The sequence below is a fragment of the Bradyrhizobium sp. genome, from assembly GCF_035701725.1.
Lineage (GTDB): Bacteria > Pseudomonadota > Alphaproteobacteria > Rhizobiales > Xanthobacteraceae > Bradyrhizobium.
On record NZ_DASSRP010000203.1, the window covers coordinates 1 to 17,884 of the forward strand.

Sequence of the window (17,884 nt, forward strand, 5' to 3'; positions counted from 1 at the left end):
GTCGCCCGTTGACCTCGGTGGTCTTCCGGGCAACATGGTCGCCGGTGGAATGAGATGACCGTGGAAGCCAATTTTCAGCTGTTCTTGATTCTGCTCGCCGTGCTCGCCGGGACCGCGCTGCTGGCGCGCCGCGTCGACATCGCGCCTGCGATCCTGTTGCTGCTCGCCGGCATCGGGCTCGCTTTCGTGCCGGGCATGCCGTCACCGGAACTGCCGCCGGAGCTGATTCTGCTGCTGGTGCTGCCGCCATTGATCTATTCGGCCGCGGTCGCCATGAGCTGGCGCGAATTCAAATTCAACCTGCGCCCGATCGTTCTGCTCTCGGTTGGATGCGTCATCTTCACGGCTTTCGCCGTCGCCGCCGCGACCCATTACCTGATCGGTCTGCCCTGGAATGTCGGTTTCCTGCTCGGCGCCATCGTCGCGCCGCCGGACGTGGTCGCGCCGCTGGCGGTGGCGCGCAAGCTCGCGATCCCGCGCCGGATCATGGTGGTGCTGGAGGGCGAAGGACTGGCCAACGACGCCACCGCGCTGATCCTTTACCGCTTCGCGGTCGCCGCGATCTCGACCGGGATGTTCTCGCTTCCAAAAGCGGTCGGTGAATTCTCCGCCATCGTCGCCGGCGAGACGCTGTTTGGAATAGCGGTCGGCTGGCTCTCGCTGCGGGCGCGGCACTGGGCACGCGACCCCCAGATCGAGATTACGCTGTCGCTGCTCACGCCCTACGTGGCGTACTGGCTGCCGGAACATTTCGGCGGGTCCGGCGTGATCGCGACGGTCGCATGCGGATTCTATATGAGTTGGAACGGGCCGTTACTGATCTCGGCGGCGACGCGCCTGCAGGGCATCTTCTTCTGGAACCTGGTGATCTACCTGATCGAGGGACTGCTGTTTCTGCTGACCGGATTTCAGATGCGGATCCTCTATGAGCGGTCCAAGGCTTTTCCGCTCGACGATATCCTGATCGCGACCGCGCTCGTCACCGCAATGATCGTCATCGCGCGCTTTGCCTGGACCTTTCCCGCGGTCTACATGCCACGAATGATCGAGCAAGTGCGCCGGCGCGATCCGGCCCCGCCATGGCAGTGGGCGTTCGTCATTTCATTCACCGGAGTTCGCGGCGCCGTGTCGCTGGCCGCCGCGCTGGCACTGCCATATGCCCTGCCCGACGGCAGCGGCTTTCCCTACCGCGATCTCATCCTGTTCGTCGCCTTTGGCGTCATCTTCATCACGCTGGTGGGATTCGGCCTTGGCCTGGCGCCGGTCGTGCGCTGGCTCGGCGTGGCAGAAGCCGGCCGCAGCGAGCGCTTCAGCGAGCTCGAATCCGAGATCAACGCGCGCCGCGAAGCGCTGGATGCCGCGCTGAAGTCGCTCGAACATATCAGGAGGAAGCGGGAGCTGTCGGACGATATCGTGCAGCTTCTGCGCGCCCGCCACGAGGTGCGCACCAACCAGCTTCCCGGCTCGATCGATCCGGACACACGCTTGCGGTCCGCGACGGGAATTGACCTGACGCGCGAACTGATCGGAGCCGAGCGGCGGTTCATCCACGAGCTGTTGCGCGACGGCAAGATCACCGACGAAACGCGGCGACATATCGAGCGCGACCTCGATCTGGAAGAAGCTACGCTTGCCAACCGCGAGTTTCGCGACGATCAACCTTAGAGATTTCGAACCAGCCACCAATCCTGTCCCGGACGCGATGTGGCACGAAGTGACGCTCGCTGATCCGGGAGCGACGATTTGCAACGGACCCGGATCAGCAGCGCATCACATAAGACCGTACTGCGCTGCATCCGCGAACAGCCAAGCGTCACTGCCGGCCGAGCTGGGTCGCCTGTGCCACGCGATCGAAGCGCTCCAGCGACAGGATCGCGTCGGCAAGCTGATCGGCGCGACCGTTGAGCACAGGGCGCGCGAGCGTCAAAAACTTCTGCGCCATCGCGGATGCATCCGGAAACGTGGTCGGCTCGCCGGAGGGGTCGTCGTGAATCCGTTCGTGAACGCCGTCTTCCGTCGTGATGCTGACGCGGGCGCCGAACGGATGGGTGCGGCCTTCGAGGCGGCTATCCTGCACGACATCGAACTTGTCGGCCAGCGCGTCGACTGCAGCATCGCCGAGCCGGGCGTAATCGTCCCAGCCGAAGCGGCCCTGATCGAGTGCCACCGCACCGGTGAAGAACATCGAGAACTGTCCGCCGACCACCGACTTCGGATGCCGCTTGGTTGCGGGATCGCCTGCGAGTGTAATGCCGTTGCGATGCAATCCGATTTCGACCCGCTTGATCTGATCCGGCGTCAAATTGTGCTCGCGGCGGAGCGCGATCAGCGCGTCGAGCGCCGCGTGGGTGTAGCGGCAGCTCGGATAAGGTTTCACCCCGATCTTCATGGTCTCATAGACCTTGCCGAGGTCGGCGACGGCCTTTTCCGGATGCGGGTTGTCGCTGTAGCCGACCAGCAGACCATGCTTGCCCTCGATCGATTGCGTCGCGCCGACGAAATCGTTGCGCGCCAGCGTCGCGGCGATCACCCCATTCATGGCGGACGCACCGACCTGATAGCGTTTGTTCCAGGCGCCATTAACCAGGAACTGCAGCGACCCCGCCGCCTGGCTGCCGGCGACGCCAAAGGCGGCAATGATCTGGTCCCTGGAAAGCCCGAACAGTTTCGATGCGGCGGCCGCCGCGCCATAGGTGCCAGCGGTCGCGGTCGGGTGGAAGCCGCGCGCATAATGCGAGGTCGGGTCGAGAGCATTGCCGATCCGGCAGCAGACCTCGTAGCCGGCGACGATCGCGGTCAGGACCTCGCGGCCCGACGCGCCGACAAGCTCACCGATCGCGAACGCGGCCGGCACCACCGGCGCGCTCGGATGCAGCGAGGAATCGGCATGGGTGTCGTCGAAATCAAGGGAGTGACCGAGCGCACCGTTGAGCAGCGCGGCAATCGCGGGCGTGAAGGTTCGGCTGTCGCCGAACACGGTGGATTCGCCGCTACTATCGAGCGCGAGCGCTTCCAGCGTCTTGAACAGGGAGGGCGTCGATTCCGCATCGCGCCGCGCGCGGATGGCGCTGCCGAGAAAATCCAGGGTCAGGGCCTTGGCGCGCTCGCGAACCTCTTGCGGAATATCCTCAAAGCGCAAATTGGCGACATAGGCGGCAAGCGTGGCGGTTTCCTCTGCCATGGCAGTCCTTTGGCTTGATTGTTCTCACGGGGCCCGGAGCCCGAGCTTTATCACAAGCCTAAGTCTGCGGCGCAGCATCTTCAATGGCCGTCATCGCATGGCCGTGCGGCAACACCGCTAGCGCGAAGCCGGGGCCCGATCGACCTGCTTGAGCAGGGTTTTTGCAATCATGCGGTGGAACGGCATGATGGCGGCAAGATAGGCGCGGCCGAAACAGTTATGGGTAAGGACCAGGGTGGTCGCGGTCACTTCCCGCCCGGCCCCGGCGGCGGGCAGGACATCGACGACGACGCGGAAATCCAGGTGATGGTCGTTGAAACCCGCGACCAGCCGTTCCGGCGTCTCGGTGAGCACGGGGAACAGTCCGATCATGCCCAGCCGCGTCGCATCATTCGCGCCCGACGTTTTCAGACCGAACGGGGCGGCGATTGCATTGCGCAGGTCCACTAAGGATTGCACCCAGCGCGGATTCCGCGAAAACATCCGCTCGGCCGCACGACGCGCGTCGAGCCCCGTGTCCGCAACCGTGACGCGGAAGGCGTCGGCGAATTGCGCACCGGCCAGCAGACCTTCGCGATCGACCTCAGGCTTGATTTCACGGATCGTCATGGCAGGGCCAGTCCCGATGATGGCGTAAGTCTTGCGCGCCCGACGCAGCAACGCAAGCTCAATGTCGGCAAACATCGCGATGCCGCCGCCATGGCGCGAGAGGAGCATTCCCCTCGCGCCAGACGCTGCCTTAACCGTTACAGAAGCGCATATTGCTTGCGTTCTCGCTTGGCAAGCAGCGGCAGCGCTTCTCCCACGATCAGGCTCTTGAAATACTCGCTCGCCTGGTGAGCCACAAAGGCGTCCTCATTTTCGAACAGTTCGTAGAACAGGAACTCCGCGGGGTTGTCCTTGGCCTGGCCAATCAGGAACAGCTTGACGCCCGGCTCGCTCTGCGCCTGCGGCAGGAAGCGGCGCAGCGTATCGACGACCGCATCCGCCTTGCCTTCCTTGGCTTCCCATTGCGCGACGACGAGCAGACCGCCGCGACCAATGTCATTCATCTGTTTCATGCTGGCTTGGCTCATGATGTCGATTCCTTCCGGTTTTTGAGATGGAGTTTGTGTTCCAAGCGGAAGCGCAAAGGCCGCTTCACTGAATGCGACCGATACACCCAGGGCCGCGAAGGCCCTGCGTGTAAGCCGTCCGCCATGGTGTGGGCGTTTTGTCGGACTGTTATCGGGCATTGCGATTTGCTCCGGTTGACGGCCGCGACTGTGATCTCGCCGATGCGCAAATGACAGCGGAGACACTACGGCCGCGATCGAACCGATTGGGCTCGCGCCCGGGTTACAGTCGTGAATGCCGTCACTCAATTTGAATGTCGCTGAAATCGCATCGCTGGTCGGAGATCCGGCCCGCTCGAACATCCTCGCCGCGCTGATGGACGGCCGCGCGCTCACCTCGAAGGAACTCGCCTATATTGCCGGCGTGTCTCCCCAGACCACGAGCGGACATCTGGCCAAGCTTGCGACCGCAGACCTTCTGGTTTTGATGAAGCAGGGGCGGCGGCACTATTACCGGATCGCGTCGCCGCTGGTCGGCCAGATGCTCGAGAGCATCATGGCTGTCGCCGGGGCTCAGGCTGCGCCGCGCCGCCTGCGTTCCTCTCCGGTTGAGGAGAAAATGCGCACGGCCCGGACCTGCTACGATCATCTGGCGGGGCGGCTCGGGGTCGCGCTGGCGGATACACTCGCGGTGCGCGGACACGTCGCGCTGGTTCAGGATGGCGGTGAAGTCTCAGAGAGCGGGTTCGCGTTCCTGTCCGGGCTCGGGATCTCGCTGGATGCGCGCAAGCCCTCAAGGCGCATCTTCTGCCGTCCCTGTCTCGATTGGAGCGAGCGCCGCGTTCACATTGCGGGCAGCATCGGCGCCAAGCTGTGCGAGCGCTGCTTCGAGCTTGGCTGGATCAAACAGCTCAGGACGACGCGGGCCGTGGAGATCACAGCCAGTGGATCGAAAGGGCTCGCCGAATGGTTCGGGATCGACCTGGAGACCACGCCGGATGCGAGGCTTTGATAATGTCGTGCGCGATCACAACCGTTCCGGCACGCGTTTAATTTTGGCCCCTAAGGCGTTCAGTCGCTCGTCGATCCGCTCATAGCCCCGCTCGATCTGGTCGGCATTGTTGATGGTGGAGACGCCGTCGGCGCAGGCCGCCGCGAGCAGCATTGCCATCCCGGCGCGAATGTCGGGCGAACTCATCGCCGCGCCCCTGAGCCGGCTCGGACCTGCGACGATGGCGCGATGCGGATCGCACAGCACGATGCGGCCGCCCATCGCGATCAGCTTGTCGACAAAGAACATCCGGGATTCGAACATCTTTTCGAACATCAGGATGACGCCGGCGCATTGCGTCGCGGTGACGATTGCAATCGACATCAGGTCGGCGGGAAAGGCCGGCCAGGGCTGGTCCTCGAGTTTCGGCACATGGCCGCCGAAATCGTCCTGGATTTTGAGGGTCTGCTGATCGGAGACGATGAGGTCGTCGCCTTCCACTTCACAGACGATGCCGAGCCTTTCAAAACCCATCCGGATCGAGCGCAGATGTTCAACGCCGGCGCGCGCGATGCGCAGCTTCGAGCGCGTCACTGCAGCGAGACCGATCAGGGAGCCGACCTCGATGTGGTCGGGGCCGATCGCATAGGTGGCCGAGCCGAGCGCGGCCGGGCCATGCACGACCATGGTGTTGGTGCCAACGCCGTCGATGCGGGCGCCGAGCGCGACCAGGAAATGTGCGAGGTCCTGCACATGCGGCTCGGACGCAGCGTTGCGCAGATGAGTGGTGCCATGGGCGGCGACCGCGGCCATCAGCGCATTCTCGGTCGCGGTCACACTCGGCTCATCGAGGAAAACATCGGCGCCTTTCAGGCGCGGGCAGCGCAGCTCGAGGCGGGCGGAGGCCGTGACCGTGGCGCCGAGTTGCTCGAAGGCGAGGAAATGCGTGTCGAGGCGGCGGCGGCCGATCACGTCACCGCCCGGCGGCGGCAGCACCACCTCGCCGCAGCGCGCCAGCAACGGACCGGCGAGCAGGATCGAAGCGCGAATCCGCGCGCATAGTTCGGGATCGAGATCCGCGGCGCGAATATTTTTTGCGTGAATGGCCAGCGTGTTCTGTTTCAGCCATTCGGCCGACGCGCCGACCGAGCGGATCAATTCCACCAGCGTCTCGGTATCGCGGATGCGCGGCACATTGTCGAGCGTGACAGGGTGTTCGGTCAGAAGCGCGGCGGCGATGATCGGCAGCGCGGCGTTCTTGTTGCCGGACGGCACAATCGTGCCGGAGAGACGATGGCCGCCTTCAATGACGTACTGGATCGGCGACACGGCAATCATCCTCCAAAGAAATCGACCCCTTCAGCTACTCCAGATGCTGCGCCGATTTCAACGGGTGTGAGCCCAGCCAAATCGCACCCGCGGCCGGACGCTTTGGCGAATGTCAAATCCAACCCGCCGGCCGCGACAGTCCGAAATGCGACCGCAAGGTCTCGCCTTCGTAGGCCTCGCGAAACAGGCCGCGCTTGCGCAAGAGCGGCACCACTTCGGAAATGAAGAGATCGAGCTGGTGCGGCAGCACCGGCGGCATCAGGTTAAAACCATCGGCGGCGCCAGTCTCGATCCAGTCCTGCATCAGATCGGCGATCATTTCCGGTGATCCCGCGGCAGTGAAATGGCCGCGCGCGCCCGCAAGCTTAGCGAGGAGCTGCCGCAGCGTCGGCCGCTCTTTCCTGACCAGCGCCACGACCGCCTCCATCCGGCTGCGCGACGCCTCGTTCTTGCTGGGGTCGGGAAAGTCGTCGACCGACAAGGGCGTATCCAGCGCAAGATGCGAAAAATCATAGCCGCCGAACCGCTGTGACAGACGGGTTCTGCCGACTTCGGGATCGGCGAGTTCGTTGAGCTCGGTCGCATAACGCTCGGCTTCGGCGACCGTCGAGGCGATGGTGGGGCTGAAGCCCGGCAGGATCACGACGTGGCGGGGATCGCGCCCCTCGGCGGCGACGAGCGCCTTGAGATCGGAATAGAAGGCGCGCGCCGCCTCTTTCTCCAGATGCGCGGTGAAAACCGCCTCCGCGTGGCGCGCGGCAAATTTCTTGCCCGTATCGGACGAGCCCGCCTGGACGAAGACCGGGCGGCCCTGCGGGGAGCGCGGCATGTTCAGCGGGCCCAGCACCGGAAAATGCGGCCCCTTGTGGTCGATCGCCCTGACCCGCGTGCGGTCCGCATACCGTCCGCCGACGCGGTCGTCGAGCACGGCGTCATCGGCCCAGCTGTCCCACAGGCCCTTGACCACCGTCATGAACTCCTCGGCGCGCTCGTAACGGTCGGCATGGCTGACCTGGCCGATATGGCCGAAATTGGTCGCCGCTTGCGGCGACCACGTGGTCACGATGTTCCAGCCGGCGCGTCCCCGGCTGATGTGATCGAGCGAGGCAAACTGCCGCGCCAGATTGTACGGCTCGGTATAGGTCGTCGAGCAGGTAGCGATGAGACCGATGCGCTGGGTCGCCATGGCGACCGCGGCGAGCGAGGTGATCGGCTCCAGCCAATTGAAGGGCGTGCTCTCGACGTCGTTCCACAGCCCGAGAACGTCGGCGAGAAAGATCGAGTCGAACTGGCCGGCTTCGGCTTTCTGCGTCTGTTCGACCGTGTAGCGGATGTCGGTCAGGGCGAGCGGCGATGACTTCGGATGCCGCCAGGCCGCCTCGTGATGCCCGCGGCTCTGGATGAAAAGATTGATGTGCATGCGCGGCATCGGACACCCGGACGTCTCTTGGGGCCTCATCGCCCGTCTTCGTACCCGCCTCGCCGTTAACGTCAGTTCAGGGACAATTTACGGCAATCGGTCAAAAGGCGTCCCACCGAGATCGAACGGCGGGGTGCCTCAGACGTCGACGTTGGCGTGAAGCGAATTATCCTGGATGAATTCGCGCCGCGGTTCGACCAGATCGCCCATCAGCTTGGTGAAGATGTCGTCGGCCTCGTCGACTTCCTTGACCTTCACCTGCAACAGCGAACGCGCCTCGGTGTCGAGGGTGGTTTCCCACAGCTGATCCGGGTTCATCTCGCCGAGACCTTTGTAGCGCTGCAGGTTGAGGCCCTTGCGTCCGGACTCCGTCACCGCGTCGAACAGGCTGATCGGGCCGTGTATCGCCGTCTCGCTGTCCTTGCGCCGCAACAGACCGGGCCGCGGATAGGCTTCCTGCAGCCGCGCGGCATATTCGTCGAGCTTGCGGGCATCGGCCGAACCCAGCAGCGCGTGATCGAGCACCGCGACATCCTTGACGCCACGCACGGTGCGTTCGAACACGAAACCTTCGCCTTCCGCAAACCGCCCGACCCAGCCGCGCTCGACCTCGTCGGACAGCGCATCGAGCCGCCTTGCGATATATTCCGCGGCCGCCATCGCCTTCGGCGGATCGCCGAACACCTGATGGCGTAGCACGCCGGCAATCGCCGCCTGTTCGACCACGGTGCGGTTATAGCGGCTGTGCAGGTTGTTCAGCGTCGCGCGGATCACGCGGGCGTCTTCGACCAGCGACAGCAGGTCACGGCCCGAACGCTCGGCGCCGGAAGCGGGCTTGAACACGCATTCGTCGAGACCGGCCTCGATCAGGTAGTCTTCCAGCGCCCGCTCGTCTTTCAGATACTGCTCGGACTTGCCGCGCGTGACCTTATAGAGCGGCGGCTGGGCGATATAGAGATAGCCGCGATCGATGATGTCGCGCATCTGCCGGTAGAAGAAGGTCAATAGCAGCGTGCGGATATGGGCACCGTCGACGTCGGCGTCCGTCATCACGATGATCTTGTGATAGCGCAGCTTGTCGACGGAAAAATCGTCGCTGATGCCGGTGCCGAGCGCGGTGATCAGCGTGCCGATCTGTTCCGAGGAAAGCATCTTGTCGGTGCGGACCCGTTCGACGTTGAGGATCTTGCCGCGCAGCGGCAGCACCGCCTGGAATTCGCGGTTGCGGCCCTGCTTGGCGCTGCCGCCGGCCGAATCGCCCTCGACGATGAAGAGCTCGGACTTCGCGGGGTCCTTCTCCTGGCAATCGGCGAGCTTGCCCGGCAGCGAGGAGACGCTGAGCGGATTCTTTCGCGTCAGCTCGCGCGCTTTTCGCGCAGCCTCGCGCGCCGCCGCCGCCTGGATCACCTTGCCGACGATCACCTTGGCTTCGGAGGGATGTTCCTCGAACCAGGCCTGCAGCGCCTCGTTGATCACGTTCTCGACCACGGGGCGAACTTCCGAGGACACCAGCTTGTCCTTGGTCTGGGACGAAAACTTCGGGTCCGGCACCTTCACCGACAACACGGCGGTGAGGCCCTCGCGGCAATCGTCGCCGGTGAGCTGAATCTTTTCCTTCTTGGCGTTGGCCTCGGCATAGCCGTTGACCTGGCGCGTCAGCGCGCCGCGGAAACCGGCCAGATGGGTGCCGCCGTCGCGCTGCGGAATGTTGTTGGTGAAGCACAGCACGTTCTCGTGGTAGCTGTCGTTCCACCACAGCGCGGCCTCGACGCCGATGCCGTTGTTTTCCGCGCGCACCATAATCGGCGCGGGCACGATCGCCTTCTTGTTGCGGTCGAGATATTTGACGAATTCCTCGACGCCGCCGGAGTAATGCATTTCCTCGCGCTTCTCGACCGCATGGCGCCTGTCGGAAAGCACGATGTTGACGCCGGAGTTGAGGAAGGCGAGTTCGCGCAGGCGATGCTCCAGCGTCGCGAAATCGTATTCGATGTTCTTGAAGGTCTCGGTCGAGGCGAGGAAGGTGACCTCGGTGCCGCGCTTGCCCGGAGCATCGCCAACCACTTTCAGCGGGGCGACGGCATCGCCATGGGCGAATTCGATGTAGTGCTCCTTATCGTCGCGCCAGATCCGAAGTCCGAGCTTGCTGGACAGCGCATTGACGACCGACACGCCGACGCCGTGCAGACCGCCCGACACCTTGTAGGAGTTCTGGTCGAACTTTCCGCCCGCATGCAGCTGCGTCATGATGACTTCGGCTGCGGAAATGCCCTCGCCCTTGTGAATGTCGACGGGAATGCCGCGACCATCGTCGCGCACAGTGACGGAGCCGTCAGCGTTGAGCATGACCTCGACCAGCGTGGCGTGGCCGGCGAGCGCCTCGTCGATGGCGTTATCGACGACCTCGTACACCATGTGGTGCAGGCCGCTGCCATCGTCGGTGTCGCCGATATACATGCCCGGCCGCTTGCGGACGGCATCGAGCCCCTTCAGAACCCGGATCGATTCCGCATCATATTCGGCGGGAACAGGGGTCTCGTTATCGGCGAGGGGTCGCCGCGCAGGTTCTGTCATGTGGGGCCTTTGAAATCTCTTCGAAGGGTGACTTCGAATCAACGCGTAGACGGACGCGGATTAACGGCTATTTGTGCCATGAAAAACAGGGCTCGCCTAGTCCAAAGTCTTGGCCGGCAAACCTCTGAAAAGATAGGGTTTTTTAACGATTTTTCAAGCCTCGCGGAGGCCGATTCAAGGACCCGAAAAAAGCGCGATTCGCAGACCCCTTTCAGCCCGCTTTTTTGCAGGAATTGGCCGCTAGGAGCGGGGTGTGATCTGGCCGGAATCGACGGCGAAAATTTCACCGCTGGCGCCGATATCGGCAAACGCGGCCGGATCGGCCCCGGTCATCCAGACCTGGGCGCCGAGCTTTGCAAGTTCGTCGAACAGCGCGGCGCGGCGGCCAGGATCGAGATGTGCCACCACCTCGTCGAGCAGCAGCAGCGGCGTGATGCCGGTCATTTCGGCGACCAGGCCCGCATGCGCGAGCACGAGGCCGATCAAGAGCGCCTTCTGCTCGCCCGTCGAGGCATCGCGCGCCGGCATCTTCTTGGGCGCGTAGACCACTTGCAGATCGGTCAAATGCGGCCCGTCGAGCGTGCGGCCGGCAATCGCATCGCGCGCACGGTTTTGCCGCAGGATCTCCCGGTAACGGTCCTCGACCGACGTTGCCGGTTCCGACATCAGCGCGTTTTCCATCCAGCCGTCGAGCGCAATTTCGGCGGAGGGAAAGGCGGATGTCGCGCCCCGCGCGCGCAGCATCGCCGCGAGCCGCACCGCGGTCTGGCTGCGCATCGCCGCGACCGCGACGGCAAGTTCTGCGGTTTCGCGCTCGATCGCGCCGCACCAGTGATCATCGTAATTGCGCACCTCGAGCAGGCGGTTGCGCGACCGTAACGAGCGGTCGAGCGCAGAGACCCGCGCGGAGTGTTCGCTGTCGATGGCAAGCACCAGACGATCGAAGAAGCGTCGCCGCTCCGAGGCCGGCCCCATGAACAGTCCATCCATCGTCGGTGTCAGCCACACCATCCGCAGGTGATCGCCGAACGCGGTCGCAGATGCGACCGCCTCGCGGTCGATGCGGCAGCGGCGCGTGCTGGACGCAGCCTCCGGTGCCGGCGGATCGATGCCGGTGCCGAGGGTTGCGAGCCCCAGTGCGCCCTCGACTTCGGCGGATACCGCCCAGGAGCCGTCGCCCTGGTTGTCGGCGACGTCCTCCAGCATCGCACGGCGCAGGCCGCGGCCCGGCGACAGAAAAGAAATCGCCTCGATGCAATTGGTCTTGCCGGCGCCATTCGGCCCGGCCAGCACGACGATATCGCCGCGCGTCTCGAGGCTCGCCGAACGATAGTTGCGAAAGTGCGTGAGCGTCAGGCGACGGATTCGGGATGGGGTCATGGGAAACTGTCATTGCCGGGCTTGACCCGGCAATCCATCGTCCGCGCTAGCGGACAATCTCTTTGTATAGATCCCGCCAATCGGGATTCTGCGCGACAATCAGATCGATTTTCCACTCGCGCGACCAATGCTTGATGTTCTTCTCGCGCTGAAGCGCTCTAGAGATATCTTCATGCGGCTCAAGATAGACAAGTGTTTTAACGCCGTAGCGCTTCGTGAATCCGTCGGCCAAGCCTTCCCTATGTTCGTAAACCCGCCGCACCAGATCGTTGGTCACGCCGACGTAAAGCGTACCACCGGGCTTGCTGGCGAGGATGTAAACCCAATAACCCATTTGGTTTGATGGATGGCCGGGTCAAGCCCGGCCATGACAGGGCCGCTCACACCCGCATCGGCATCAGCACGTAGAGCGCGCCCTTGGAATCCTTGTCCTGCACCAGCGTCGGCGAACCAGGATCGGCGAGACGAAGCACCGCGACCTCACCCTCGATCTGGGCGGCAATGTCGAGCAGATAGCGCGAGTTGAAACCGATATCGAGGGGATCGGATGCGTACTCGACCTCGAGTTCTTCGGTGGCGCTGCCGGAGTCCGGGTTGGTCACCGACAGCACCAGCCGGCCCGCCGAGAGCGAGAGCTTGACCGCGCGGCCGCGCTCGCTCGAAATCGTCGAGACGCGGTCGACCGCCGCCTCGAAATCCTTCTTGTCGACGACGAGTTCCTTGTCGTTGTTCTGCGGGATGACGCGGCCGTAATCGGGGAAGGTTCCATCGATCAGCTTCGAGGTGAGCACCACGTTGCCGATGGTGAGGCGGATCTTGCCTTGCGACAGTTCGATTCTCACCTCGGCCTCGTTGTCCTCGATCAGCCGCTGCACTTCACCGACGGTCTTGCGCGGCACGATGACGCCGGGCATGCCGGCCGCGCCCTTTGGTTGCACCAGATCGATCTGCGCCAGGCGATGCCCGTCGGTCGCCACCGCGCGCAAAGTCGCGGCCTTGGGCGTTCCGGCCGCGTGCAAATAAATGCCATTGAGATAGTAACGGGTCTCTTCCGTCGAAATCGCAAACTGCGTCCGGTCGATCAACCGCTTGACGTCGGAGGCAGGCAGCGAAAACGAATGCGTCATCTCGCCGGCGGCAAGATCCGGAAAATCATTTTCTGGCAGGGTCTGCAGCGTAAACCGCGAACGCCCGGCGCGGATCGCCAGCACCGAGCGGTCGCCATCACCTTCCAGCACGATCTGGGCGCCGTCCGGCAGTTTGCGCACGATGTCGTAGAACATGTGCGCTGGAACCGTCGTGGAACCGGCGGTTGCGGTTTCCGCCGGCAGCGTCTCCGTGACTTCCAGATCGAGGTCGGTGGCCTTCAGCGACAGCTGCGCGTTCTCGGCCCGGACCAGCACGTTGCCGAGGATCGGAATGGTGTTGCGCCGCTCGACCACGCGATGCACGTGGCCCAGCGATTTCAGGAGTTGCGCGCGTTCGACGGTAACCTTCATTGCTATATCCGCCTGATCCGAAGAGGGAAAAGCCGGGCGCCGCTTGAAAGCGCGCCACGGCGTTTTTGACCCGAAGGGCCGATCGAAGCAGGCCGATCCGCCCATTCGGGGGGACCCCAAAGTGGCGCGGATGGCTCCCAAGCGCAAGGGATCGCGCGGGCCGTTCCCCACTTTTGGCCTTGCCGGCGCGCGCTTTTCGGCCCTCCCCCCTGCGGGAGGGCCGGGTTTTCGTGAGCGTTATTCGCTTTGCAATTGACGCTTCAAGGACTCGACCTCTTCGGAGAGCGAGACGTCCTTGGCGACCAGTGCCTCAATCTTGCGCACCGCGTGCAGGACCGTGGTGTGATCACGTCCGCCGAAGCGGCGGCCGATTTCAGGCAAAGACCGCAAGGTGAGGGTCTTTGCCAGATACATCGCCACCTGGCGCGGGCGCACGACGTTGGCCGTGCGGCGCGACGACAACAGGTCGGAGCGGCTGACATTATATTGGCGCGCCACCACGCGCTGAATGTCCTCGATCTTGATCCGCTTCGGCTCCTGGGGACGGATCAGGTCGCGCACCTCGCGCTCGGCCATCTCGAGAGTGACCGGTTGATTGTTGAGTTTGGAATGCGCCAGCAGGCGGTTGACCGCGCCTTCGAGATCCCGGCCGTTGTGGGTAATGGTGCGGGAAAGATACTCCAGCACCTGTTCGGGCACGTCGAAGCTTGCGTGATGCGCCCGCGCCGCAGCCACGCGCGACTTGAGAATGCCGAGCCGCAGCTCCTCGCCGAGCGAGCCCATTTCCACCACGAGCCCGCCGGCCAGCCGCGAACGGACGCGATCATCAAGGCTCTCGAGATCGGACGGCGGACGGTCGGCGGCGATCACCACCTGACGGCCGGCATCGATCAGCGCATTCAAGGTGTGGCAGAGCTCGGCCTGGGTCGACTTGCCTTGCAGAAACTGCAAGTCGTCGATCACGAGCACGTCGATGCCGCGCAGTGCTTCCTTGAAGGCGAGCGCGGTCTGCGTCTTCAACGCTGCGACAAAGCCGTACATGAATTTTTCCGCCGTCAGATACAGCACCTTGCGCTCGGTGCCGGAGTTGCCGGCCCAGGTCACGGCCTGCAGCAGATGGGTTTTGCCGAGGCCCACGCCGGCATGGATATAGAGTGGATTGAACATCACGGGATCGCCGCGGCGGCCTTCGGCAACCTGACGCGCCGCCGCGTGGGCCAGCGTATTCGAGCGGCCGATGACAAAGCTCGCAAATGTGAGACGCGGGTCGAGCGGCGAGCCGCCAAGCGCATCGTGACTGGCGGAAACCGGCGCGGTGGCGACCGAACGCAACTCGACCGCCGGCCGGCTGTCGCTACGTTCGACACGGCGCGTGTCGTGCTGAGGGACCGAGGCCTCCTTGACCGGCGCGGCGTGCCGCATCGCGGTGCGGACCGAAAGGTCGATCCGGTGCACTTGGGGCATCTCGGCCTGCCAGCAGGAGAGCACGCGCTCGGCGTAGTGCGCCTGGATCCAACTCTTGAGGAAGCGCGTCGGCACCGAAAGATGCACGCTTTCGTCCTGCACGCTCTCGAGGTCCATGCGGGCAAACCAGCTGGTGTAGACGTCTTCGCCTACGCTCGATCGCAACCTTCCTTTCACGCGCGACCAACGATCCTGTTCGATATTCGTCATTGCCGGTTGGATATTTGTCATTGCCGAAAAACTTCTCTTAGTCTTGGTGGAATTTTCTCGATGGGTGGTCAGCCGTGCGCGCCGCACGGAGACCGCCTCGCATGAAGCCTGTTTCAGCCATAGCTCGGCCGTTCGGCGAAACGCCGTCGGGCAGGTCTTGGGCTTTTAAGGGAAGCTTCGCGAGGCTAGCGCGTACTCGACGGAGTGTCCGGAGCTCGCGCTAAGGGCCGATTGCCATCGGCCTGCGAAACGTTCGACCGACTATACGAATATCCGTTCGCCGCCGCGACGTTCGCTAATTCGCTGTGATGCTCAAATTGACGAAAACTGGGAATTCCAATGAATTTGTTAGACATGCTACCTCCCCCTCTCGCCGCAACAAGCACGGCAAGTCGTCATTCCAAATCTTCTCAATTCGATCGGCGTTGACTGAAACCGCACAACTGTTCAGCCGCTACGCCGTTCGCTCCGCCCGCCTCAACTTCAAGTCCGTTGTCGCTCGCTCTGCTTTCCTTCCGCCAGTTCGACCATGTCGTATCTCTCTTTCTTTTTTAAGGCGACGAAGCACGAATGCTTCGCCTAGAGAAATTTCGACACAGAACTTCCGTACCCATATTGCTATGAGTTCGAACTCAACGATCGCTTGGAAAGCGTCGCTTAACGCGCACACCGCCGCCGATTTGCACGTCCGCCCCGGTCCTCAATCCGCGCTGGTCTTAAGAGCCGTGGGCGCCGCGAACGATCTAAGAGATACAGCAAGCCTCGTTTCCCGCAACGAAAATGATTCAGCGGGTTTGCCCGCAAAAACGACTTCGCGTTTCGCATCCCGTCGCATGTTTTTGGTGCAAAGCTGCAACGTTTTGAATCTGTGCGAAGATTCGAAACACGGCGGCGCTGTCACAATTCACGTCACAGCCCGAAATAAATTCATAAATCGTTTAAGTTTGGCCGCAGTCGAACCGAATTTTCAAACAACGCTCTGTCACTATGCCGATAAGTGACTACGCAAACGTGTTTTTTTTTGCTCGTCGGACGAGGGTAGCCCTCGACGGCAACGCGCGACTGCGACTTTTTCGTGAGCGGTATCGCGCGACGCACGGCGCACACATCGCACGCAATTGCGCGGCATCGATTCAGGCCGGCAACTTCTCCGTAGAAACGCGGAGCTGAAAATTTCTACTGGCGAAAATGCCGCCCAAAAACAAAAGCCCGGCTTGCCAGCCGGGCTTTCTTCATCCCCTGAGGTCAGCCGGCTTACTTGGCCAGCTTGGCAATCTGATGCGTAAGCCGCGAAACCTTCCGGCTCGCCGCGTTCTTGTGCACGATGTTGCGCTGCGCAGCCTTCATCAATTCGGGCTCGGCGCTCGCCATCGCCTTGATCGCTGCAGCGCGGTCGCCGCGCTTGATCGCTTCTTCGACCGAACGGACGGAGCTGCGCATCTGGGTCCGGCGCGATTTGTTGACGATGGTGCGGCGGGCAATCTTGCGCGTCGCCTTCTTGGCGGAAGTCGTATTGGCCATGTTCTCAAATGTCCTTCGGCAGTGACCGATCGCGGGTGGGCGAATATCTGCCCACGGTTTGCCTGATCGACGCTGATTGGTTTCCAGGTGTCCCGTCGAGCCGGCCACTCTGCAAGCCCAGCAAGCCACAAGGCTCGCAAGCTTTACGCTACAAAGCGGCAACGCTCAAAAGAACAGCGGCGGCGGGATTGCGCCCGCCGCCAATTGGGCCGTGTTATAGAGGCAGGACACCGCAGCGTCAACGCCCTCCAAAGCTCTTGGCCGGGTCTCCTTCCGCGCGCCGGGGGGCCGATAAGGTGCTGACGAGGTTGAATTTCTACGGTTACGCTATTAATGGCTTGCTGCGATTTGGACACGCAAAACATGGGTGAAGCATGATCCGCGGGTTTTTCCGTTTGGTAGGATTATTGCTGCTGGCCGGCGGATTTGTCTTCATGGTCTATGACGGGGCGCGGTTTGTCGCTGACAATACCCTGCGCTTTACCCGGTTCGGTCAGTTCTGGAACGACGTCCACCAGTCCAGCCAGCAGGCGTTCCGCGTCTGGGTCGAGGGACTCTCGCCCTGGCTCTGGAACAATGTGGTCCGCGTCATTCTCGATCAGCCGGTCTTCGCGGTCATGGCCGTGCTGGGCATTCTCCTGATGCTGTTGTTCCGCCCGAAGAAGCCGCTGATCGGCTATTCCAGAAACTAAGGCTTGCGCCAAGCGCATCGCAACACGGCCTCGCCGTAACGGGGCTGCCGCTTACTGCGTATCGGCCTATATTATGTGGCGACGGCGCCTTGCTGCCGGACGCCACACTGGTTGAGGAGGTAAGTCCATGCTTTTCATGCGCAAGACCACCACACTGCCGACTGCCGGCGAAGCTCTGCCAGGACGGGCCGATCCGATTCCGACCGCGACGCGGCACTTCGTCAACGGCCATCCGCTCAAACCGCCTTATCCTGCAGGGCTTGAGCAAGCCGTGTTCGGGCTCGGCTGCTTCTGGGGCGCGGAGCGCAAGTTCTGGGAGCTCGGCGATGGCGTCTATGTCACCGCGGCCGGCTATGCCGGCGGGCACACCGAAAATCCGACCTATGAAGAAGTCTGCTCGGGCCGGACCGGTCACACCGAAGTGGTGCTGGTCGTGTTCGATCCGGCAAAGCTCTCCTACGATCGGCTCTTGAAAACGTTTTGGGAAAACCACGACCCGACGCAGGGCATGCGCCAGGGCAACGATGTCGGCACGCAGTATCGCTCCGGCATCTATGTCTACTCGCCG

The 17,884-nt window shown here is 63.1% G+C and carries 15 protein-coding genes; 4 read left to right on the forward strand and 11 right to left on the reverse strand.

Annotation, left to right across the window (positions count from 1 at the left end):
* Positions 1 to 60: 60 nt before the first annotated feature.
* On the forward strand, positions 61 to 1,665 hold the full coding sequence (locus VFL62_RS11800) for a Na+/H+ antiporter (protein WP_325172566.1): 1,605 nt from the start codon (positions 61 to 63) through the stop codon (positions 1,663 to 1,665).
* 148 nt (positions 1,666 to 1,813) lie between these two features.
* On the opposite strand, the gene VFL62_RS11805 is transcribed toward VFL62_RS11800, so the two are convergent.
* The 3 genes from VFL62_RS11805 to VFL62_RS11815 form a co-directional block, all read right to left on the reverse strand.
* Complete coding sequence (locus VFL62_RS11805) at positions 1,814 to 3,181, reverse strand: MmgE/PrpD family protein (RefSeq protein ID WP_325172555.1); 1,368 nt, start codon at positions 3,179 to 3,181, stop codon at positions 1,814 to 1,816.
* A 117-nt stretch (positions 3,182 to 3,298) separates the two neighbouring features.
* Complete coding sequence (locus tag VFL62_RS11810) at positions 3,299 to 3,790, reverse strand: DUF2867 domain-containing protein (protein WP_325172567.1); 492 nt, start codon at positions 3,788 to 3,790, stop codon at positions 3,299 to 3,301.
* Between the two features lie 137 nt (positions 3,791 to 3,927).
* A complete protein-coding gene (locus VFL62_RS11815) occupies positions 3,928 to 4,257 on the reverse strand; it encodes an antibiotic biosynthesis monooxygenase family protein (RefSeq protein ID WP_325172556.1) in 330 nt (109 codons plus the stop codon).
* A 274-nt stretch (positions 4,258 to 4,531) separates the two neighbouring features.
* On the opposite strand from VFL62_RS11815, the gene VFL62_RS11820 reads away from it, so the two are divergent.
* Entirely contained in the window at positions 4,532 to 5,248 is a 717-nt protein-coding gene (locus VFL62_RS11820) for a winged helix-turn-helix domain-containing protein (RefSeq protein WP_325172557.1), read from the forward strand.
* Positions 5,249 to 5,263: 15 nt separating this feature from the next.
* Here VFL62_RS11820 and murA read toward each other — a convergent pair whose 3' ends face one another.
* The 8 genes from murA to rpsT all read right to left on the reverse strand — a co-directional run bounded on the left by murA (position 5,264) and on the right by rpsT (position 16,624).
* Positions 5,264 to 6,556, reverse strand: a complete 1,293-nt coding sequence (gene murA, locus VFL62_RS11825) for a UDP-N-acetylglucosamine 1-carboxyvinyltransferase (protein WP_325172558.1) — start codon at positions 6,554 to 6,556, stop codon at positions 5,264 to 5,266.
* 112 nt (positions 6,557 to 6,668) lie between these two features.
* Positions 6,669 to 7,976 carry an LLM class flavin-dependent oxidoreductase gene (locus tag VFL62_RS11830; RefSeq protein WP_414644687.1) on the reverse strand — a complete coding sequence of 436 codons (1,308 nt, stop codon included), beginning with the start codon at positions 7,974 to 7,976 and terminating at the stop codon, positions 6,669 to 6,671.
* Positions 7,977 to 8,114: 138 nt separating this feature from the next.
* Complete coding sequence (gene gyrB, locus VFL62_RS11835; protein WP_325172559.1) at positions 8,115 to 10,550, reverse strand: DNA topoisomerase (ATP-hydrolyzing) subunit B; 2,436 nt, start codon at positions 10,548 to 10,550, stop codon at positions 8,115 to 8,117.
* A gap of 240 nt (positions 10,551 to 10,790) precedes the next feature.
* On the reverse strand, positions 10,791 to 11,930 hold the full coding sequence (gene recF / locus VFL62_RS11840) for a DNA replication/repair protein RecF (protein ID WP_325172560.1): 1,140 nt from the start codon (positions 11,928 to 11,930) through the stop codon (positions 10,791 to 10,793).
* Between the two features lie 46 nt (positions 11,931 to 11,976).
* Positions 11,977 to 12,264, reverse strand: coding sequence for a GIY-YIG nuclease family protein (locus tag VFL62_RS11845; RefSeq protein ID WP_325172561.1), 288 nt, complete (start codon positions 12,262 to 12,264; stop codon positions 11,977 to 11,979).
* A gap of 46 nt (positions 12,265 to 12,310) precedes the next feature.
* Complete coding sequence (dnaN, locus tag VFL62_RS11850) at positions 12,311 to 13,429, reverse strand: DNA polymerase III subunit beta (RefSeq protein ID WP_325172562.1); 1,119 nt, start codon at positions 13,427 to 13,429, stop codon at positions 12,311 to 12,313.
* Positions 13,430 to 13,666: 237 nt separating this feature from the next.
* The gene (gene dnaA, locus VFL62_RS11855) at positions 13,667 to 15,103 is read right to left on the reverse strand and encodes a chromosomal replication initiator protein DnaA (protein ID WP_325172569.1); all 1,437 of its coding nucleotides are present in this window, start codon (positions 15,101 to 15,103) and stop codon (positions 13,667 to 13,669) included.
* Positions 15,104 to 16,357: 1,254 nt separating this feature from the next.
* Positions 16,358 to 16,624: a 30S ribosomal protein S20 gene (rpsT, locus tag VFL62_RS11860; protein ID WP_325172563.1), complete on the reverse strand. Its 267-nt coding sequence runs from the start codon at positions 16,622 to 16,624 to the stop codon at positions 16,358 to 16,360.
* Between the two features lie 374 nt (positions 16,625 to 16,998).
* On the opposite strand from rpsT, the gene VFL62_RS11865 reads away from it, so the two are divergent.
* The gene (locus tag VFL62_RS11865; protein ID WP_325172564.1) at positions 16,999 to 17,316 is read left to right on the forward strand and encodes a hypothetical protein; all 318 of its coding nucleotides are present in this window, start codon (positions 16,999 to 17,001) and stop codon (positions 17,314 to 17,316) included.
* 127 nt (positions 17,317 to 17,443) lie between these two features.
* On the forward strand, positions 17,444 to 17,884 hold a 441-nt coding region (msrA, locus tag VFL62_RS11870), incomplete at its 3' end, for a peptide-methionine (S)-S-oxide reductase MsrA (RefSeq protein WP_325172565.1).